Genomic DNA, 5,844 nt, shown 5'->3' with positions numbered 1-5,844 from the left:
CATGGTTTTTGTGTGTTTGTGGACTCTCTTATTTTGGGCGGGGGTTTTTTTGTATGTGGGGGGGGGGGACTACGGTGGTGAGCCGCCCCCCGCATCCGTTCCCGAAAGGGCGTACCGACCATGACCGCCACCCCCGCCAAGGGCCCCGCCAGCTACTTCCCGTCCATCGAGAAGAAGTACGGCCGACCCGTCGCCGAGTGGAAGGACCTCATCCGGGCCTCCCCGCTCGGCAAGCACATGGAGCTCGTCGCCTGGCTCAAGACCGAGCACGGCCTCGGCCACGGCCACGCCAACGCCCTCGTCGCCCACACCCTCGCCGAAGCGGCGGCCTGAGCCCGCCGTGCGGCTCTGCCGGTGACGCCCGGCCCCGGGCTCTGCTGGTGACGCCCGGCCTGCGCCCCGTGGCGGGTGGTGGGCCGGCGGACGACGACGGGGCCGGGGCCGCCTGCGGCACGATAGGGAAGCAGGCGGCCCCGGACCCGGGTCGTTCCGTACGGGCGGGGCATCGACCGCGATGCCCGTACGGCTGCGGTCGGGACTATTCGACGACTTCAACAGCACTTGAAGTCAAGCCCCCGGCGGCCCGGGGCGCCACAGGGCGGGGTAGCCTCGCTCCCGGCGGGGGCCGGCGGACGAGGTTTCAGGGGCGGTCGAATGGAACAGCAACAGCGCGGCTACTGGCGGGTCGCGGACGGTTCGGCGGTCAGCTCCACCCAGGCCCAGGTCGCCTGGACCAGGGCCGCCTACCCGGCCCTGGTGGACGTGGCCCGCCGCTACCACGCGGTGATCACCTACTCCGAACTGGCCGAGACCGTCCAGGAGGCGGCCGGAGTGCGCACCCGGGTGCACCAGCGCACCTGGATCGGCAAAGTCCTGGCCCTGGTGGTGCGCGAGGCACACCGCCGCGGGGACCCGCCGCTGACCGCACTGGTGGTCCACTCCACCGACGGCATGGTCGGCGTCGGCTACCAGGAGGTGCTGGCCGTGGCCGGACAGCCGCCGCTCGCAGCGGACATGGACCGCGAACACCACGCCGCCGCCGCCCGCCTCGCCTGCTACCGGCACTTCGGCGCCCAACTGCCCGCCGACGGCGGCACCCCCGCCCTGGCCCCGCGCCTGCAAGCGGCCGTCAACCGCAAGGCGGCCGCCGCCACCCCGCCCCGCCCCCCGGCGATCTGCCCCTCCTGCTTCCTCCAACTGCCCGCCACCCGCATCTGCGACTCCTGCGGCGCCAGCGCGTAGGGGCTCTCTTCCGGATCACGCCGGGGTGGGGCCGAGGGCTCGGACGGAGCAGCAGGCCGGATGGGATGATCTTGCCGGCAGTTCCGTACGAGGAGGCACGGTGGACGACCACTCGAAGCACGACCACTCCCGGTGGGAGGGCGTCGTGATCGCGGCCCGCGAACGTGCCCGCGCGCGGCAGGCCCTCATGGTCGAGCGCTTCGGACTGTCAGGTGACGTGCAGTACCACTGGTCGATGGACGACGCGCGGATCACCTGGTCGCGCAAGAGGAAGTGGCCGCGCAAGAGCGAGGTGTTCCTCACCGGCCGGCTCACGATGATCGGCAGCGTCAGCCTCGCCCGGCAGACCTGGCTGTGGTCCTGGGCGAACGAGTCGCTGCCGCCCGCCGTCCTGGGCGACATCGAACAGGTGCGGCGCTTCGGCGAGGACAACGACTTCCCCGTCCTGCCGTGGCCGGGCTTCGACTCCCACCCCGAACTCGTCGCCGAGGCGCGGGTGGTCGCGGCCTCGGTGCTCGACGCCGACGGGCTGTGGATGGAGTCGACGGACGACACCGAGCTCCACTTCCTGCTCCACGACCTGGTGCCCGCCGCGGCGGCTGACTAGGCGGTCGGGCGGTCGGGCGGGCGGCGGGGGCTCGCGGACCTGCGGCGGGGCGTCAGGCCCGGACACCGACGGGCAGGCGGCCCGGCATCTGCCAGCCCTCGGCAAGGCGGGAGGGGGCGAGCCGGCGCCCGTCGCCGAAGAACTCGCAGAACTTCATGATCAGCGGATCCCAGCCGAGCGGGTCCACGTAGTGGTCCGTGCCGGGCACGAGCAGGCGCTCCTCGACGTGCGCGCGCACCACGGTGACCTCGAAAGCGGTGCACTGCGGGTTGCCCGCCAGCGGCGTGGCCGCCTCCAACCGGCACTCCAACTGGACCGGGCACTCGGCGACGCGCGGCGCCCGCACCAGCTCCGACGGCTGCTCGGTGAGCCCGGCGGCGGCGAACTTGCCCCGCTCGAAGCGGTAGCCCTGCTGGCGCCGGCGCTCGGTCAGATCCGGATTGGCGGTCAGCATCGCGAGGGCGTCGACGGCGTCCACCTGCCCGGAGGAGGGCAGGTTGAGCACGCACTCGCCCTCGCGCCGCAGGTTGACAGCGGTCTGGGCAGTGTTGCCGAGGCCCAGCACGCAGGACTGCCCCAGCCACCACGCCGAGGACATCGGCGCCAGGTTGGCGCCGCCGTCCTCGTTGCGCGAACTGATCAGCACCACCGGGGTGCCGAAGTAGAGGACCTTGAGATCGGTGGCCTTGTGCACGGGAATGCCGTCCTTGAGTGGGAAACCGTTGCCGGCCTCCGACTCTGCCCCCGCCCGGGAGAGGGCGCTGGCGGTGATCGGACACGGCGTTCCCGGCCCCCGGCGTTCCCGGCCCCGGCGGGGGCAGACGGCCCTACGTTGGCCGGCCCTACGCGCCGGTTCGGCCGTACGGGCGGGTTCAGCACCCGTACGGGCCGACGGTCAGAACGCGGCGCTGACCGCACCGCGAGCGGCCACCGTACGGGCCTGGCCGTCGCGCAGCCGGTAGGACAGGCCCACGACGGCCGCCGAGCCCTCGGCCACCTTGGCGGCCAGCAGCTGGGAACGCTCCAGCAGCAGGTCCACGGTCTGGCGGATGTGCTCGTCGACGATCCCGTCCGGGTCCTCGATGCCCGCGGCCCGGGCCGACACCACGCTCGGGGTGACCCGCTCCACCACGTCCCGCACGAAGCCGCCCGGCAGCCGCCCCTGGTCCAGCGCCTCCATCGCCGCGCCCACCGCGCCGCACGAGTCGTGCCCCAGCACCACCACCAGCGGACACTCCAGCACGCTCACCCCGTACTCGATGCTGCCCAGCGCCTCCGCCCCGGTGACGTGCCCGGCCGTCCGCACCACGAACAGGTCGCCCAGCCCCCGGTCGAAGATGATCTCGGCCGCCAGCCGGGAGTCCGAACAGCCGAACAGCACCGCGAAGGGCCGCTGCGCCGGCGCGAGGGCGGCCCTGCGCCCGGCGTCCTGGTTGGGGTGCTCCGGGCTGCCCGCGACGAAACGGGCATTGCCCTCCATCAGCACCCGCATCGCCTGGTCGGGGCCGGATATCGGTGAGGAGATCATGCCTGCACCCTAGATCGCCGCAGGTGGGGCCCGCAGCAGGGGGGCCGGGGCAGGGGGCCGCCACCGCGTCGCTCCTCACCCGGCCGGCCCAGTCCACGGCCCGCCCACCCTGCTGCGCACGGCCTTGCCCGGCCGCTTCGCCGCCCGTGTGGCGGGAGGCCGGAGGATATCGTCAACTCGCAGCTTGCGTAGCGGCGTTGGACGCGACAGTGCCGGTCATCGGCCCGGCCTGCCCTTGGAGACGAACACCTGGACCGTCGAGTGCGCAGGTACGGTGTGGCCGGCCTGCGGCACGGAGTTGATGACCGACCCGGCGGGCACGTTCCAGTCGGTGAACTCGTGCACCTCGTAGCGCAGTTCCGCCGTCTCCAGCGCCCTGATGGCCGCGTCCTTGGCCAGATTGGCGACCGGCGGCACACTCACCTGCACCCCGTCGGTCGGCTGCATCGGCGGCGGCGTGGGGGTGCCGAAGGCCATCGACGGCCCGGGCGCGGGAGCGGACCCGGCGGGGGATGGCGCGCCGGAGGACATCGGCGCCGAAGCGTTCGCGGGGCCCGCGGGCAGGCCACCGGAGGGCGACGGGCCCGAACCCGGCGCGAGCAGTGCCGCACCCGTGCCGATGGCGACCACCGCGGCCGCCGCCACCGCGCCGCTGAGCACGGTGCGACGGCGCACCGTGCGCCGGATGGCGAGGGCGTCGATGGCGGGGGCCGGGGTGTTGTCGGCGAATGCGGTCATGGCGGCGAGGAGTTCCTTGTCGAAGTCGGGGTCGGGGGCGGAGGCAGGGTGGCCGGGGTCGGGATCGTGGGACGGGAAGCGGGTCATCACGCACCTCCGCGCGAGGTCGGCGGCGCGGACGGGACGTCCTGCCGGGGCAGTGCGGCCCGCAGTTTCGCGAGGCCGCGGGCGAGTTGGGAGCGCACGGCGCCGGGGGAGATGTCCAGCGTCTGCGCGATCTCCTGGTCCCCCAGGTCGTGGAGGTAGTACAGGACGACCACGGTGCGCATCCCCATCGGCAGCGTGTGCAGCGCCGTGACGAGCTCCGCGCGCAACTCCACCGACCGGTAGGCGTCGCGCGGGTCGGCGTGCTCGGCGCCGGGCGCCGCGCCGGGCCGCTCACCGGAGCGGCTCAGCCGCCGCCAGCGGTCGTTGACCAGGTTCACCAGGATCCGGCGCACGTACGCCTCGGGCGCCTCCGCGGCCGCCACCCGCCGCCAGTTGCGGCAGGACCGTTCCAGCGCCTCCTGGACGAGGTCCTCCGCGGTGTGTGCGTCCCCGGTGAGCACGTACGCCGTCCGGAACAGCGCGCCCGAACGCTGCTGTACGAACTCGACGAAGTCGATCCCGGGACTGGCCCTGCGCAGCCTCACCCGCCGCCCTCGCTCTCTTCACTCTTCTCACTCTTCCGCCGTCACCTTCGCCCCCATGACGGACCCCGGCACCGCCCTGCTGCACCGCCACCGCGAAAGTGACGCGGCTCACAACGCTTCGAAGCCGGACGGGCCGGACCACCACGGCAGCCCGGGGGCACACGCGCGGGCACACGCGCGGGCACAACGATGCGCAAACGATGCGAGTAGCCCAGGCGGTGGCCGCTCCGAGACGGTCGCCGTGTGCACGCACTGATCGACCGGCCGGCCGCCCGGTCCCCGGCGCCCCGGCCCCCGGCAGGCGAGACCCCTGGCACCGAACCTTCCGGCACCGACCCGGGCGACGGCGGGCAGGCCGGGTTGCGCGCCCTGGCGGCACGCGTGGCCGGCGGCGACGAGCGGGCCTTCGAGGAGCTGTACGCCGCCACCGCCGGAACCGTCCTGGGCCTGGTGCTGCGGGTGCTGCGCGACCACGCCCAGGCCGAGGAGGTCACCCAGGAGGTGTTCCTCCAGGTGTGGCGGGAGGCGGCGCGCTACCGTCCCGAGCGCGGCGAGGTCCTGCCCTGGATGCTCACCCTCGCCCACCGGCGCGCCGTCGACCGGGTCCGCTCTGCGCAGGCCGCCGCCGACCGCGACCGCACCGCCGCCCTGCGCGCCTACACCCCGGTCTTCGACGAGGTCGCCGACCAGGTCGAACGCGACCTGGACCGCGGCCGGGAACGCGAACGGCTCCGCCGCGCCCTGGCCACCCTCACCGACGTCCAGCGCGAATGCCTGCTGCTGGTCTACTACGGCGGCCGCACCCAAGCCCAGGCCGCCGAAGCCCTCGGCGCCCCCCTCGGCACCGTCAAGACCCGCATCCGCGACGCCCTGCTACGCCTGCGCACCCAACTCGCCGACCCCCCACCCCACCCGGCACAGCCCCGAGCCCGCACCTGCCTGCCGAATCTGTAGACCGACCTACATATTCCCTCCAGCTCGGCAGCTGCGGTGGGGGGGGGGGGGGGGGGGCGGGGGGGGCGCCCGCCCCCCCCCCCCCCGCCCCCCGCGCGCCCCCCCCCCGCGCCCCCCCCCCCCCCCCCCCCCCCCCCCCCCCC

8 protein-coding genes are annotated in these 5,844 nt (G+C 74.3%); 4 read left to right on the top strand and 4 right to left on the bottom strand.

Translation table 11 applies throughout. From position 1 onward, the window contains the following. Nucleotides 1-120: 120 nt before the first annotated feature. The 3 genes from ACFV61_RS28935 (at nucleotide 121) to ACFV61_RS28925 (ending at nucleotide 1,849) form a co-directional block, all read left to right on the top strand. Nucleotides 121-333, top strand: coding sequence for a DUF4287 domain-containing protein (locus ACFV61_RS28935; RefSeq protein WP_063352910.1), 213 nt, complete (start codon nucleotides 121-123; stop codon nucleotides 331-333). A 321-nt stretch (nucleotides 334-654) separates the two neighbouring features. After that, nucleotides 655-1,242, top strand: coding sequence for a hypothetical protein (locus ACFV61_RS28930; protein WP_063352909.1), 588 nt, complete (start codon nucleotides 655-657; stop codon nucleotides 1,240-1,242). A 100-nt stretch (nucleotides 1,243-1,342) separates the two neighbouring features. Beyond that, complete coding sequence (locus ACFV61_RS28925; protein WP_380494773.1) at nucleotides 1,343-1,849, top strand: DUF6882 domain-containing protein; 507 nt, start codon at nucleotides 1,343-1,345, stop codon at nucleotides 1,847-1,849. 52 nt (nucleotides 1,850-1,901) lie between these two features. Here the strand turns inward: ACFV61_RS28925 and ACFV61_RS28920 are convergent, their stop codons facing one another. The 4 genes from ACFV61_RS28920 to ACFV61_RS28905 all read right to left on the bottom strand — a co-directional run bounded on the left by ACFV61_RS28920 (nucleotide 1,902) and on the right by ACFV61_RS28905 (nucleotide 4,741). Further along, nucleotides 1,902-2,543 carry a flavin reductase family protein gene (locus ACFV61_RS28920; protein WP_063352907.1) on the bottom strand — a complete coding sequence of 214 codons (642 nt, stop codon included), beginning with the start codon at nucleotides 2,541-2,543 and terminating at the stop codon, nucleotides 1,902-1,904. Between the two features lie 201 nt (nucleotides 2,544-2,744). Then, nucleotides 2,745-3,377, bottom strand: coding sequence for a carbonic anhydrase (locus ACFV61_RS28915; protein WP_380494772.1), 633 nt, complete (start codon nucleotides 3,375-3,377; stop codon nucleotides 2,745-2,747). A gap of 216 nt (nucleotides 3,378-3,593) precedes the next feature. Then, nucleotides 3,594-4,202: a PASTA domain-containing protein gene (locus ACFV61_RS28910; protein WP_380494770.1), complete on the bottom strand. Its 609-nt coding sequence runs from the start codon at nucleotides 4,200-4,202 to the stop codon at nucleotides 3,594-3,596. Continuing rightward, nucleotides 4,202-4,741, bottom strand: coding sequence for a SigE family RNA polymerase sigma factor (locus tag ACFV61_RS28905; protein WP_363378197.1), 540 nt, complete (start codon nucleotides 4,739-4,741; stop codon nucleotides 4,202-4,204). The genes ACFV61_RS28910 and ACFV61_RS28905 overlap by 1 nt, the downstream gene beginning before the upstream one ends. A gap of 366 nt (nucleotides 4,742-5,107) precedes the next feature. Here ACFV61_RS28905 and sigK point away from each other — a divergent pair, with 366 nt between their 5' ends. Continuing rightward, nucleotides 5,108-5,701, top strand: a complete 594-nt coding sequence (gene sigK / locus ACFV61_RS28900) for an ECF RNA polymerase sigma factor SigK (RefSeq protein WP_380494795.1) — start codon at nucleotides 5,108-5,110, stop codon at nucleotides 5,699-5,701. Nucleotides 5,702-5,844 lie beyond the last annotated feature (143 nt).

The sequence above is a fragment of the Kitasatospora sp. NPDC059817 genome, from assembly GCF_042731835.1.
Classification (GTDB): Bacteria; Actinomycetota; Actinomycetes; order Streptomycetales; family Streptomycetaceae; genus Kitasatospora.
Note: the sequence above shows the minus strand (reverse complement) of the source record. Positions and strands in the feature narration are given on the sequence as shown.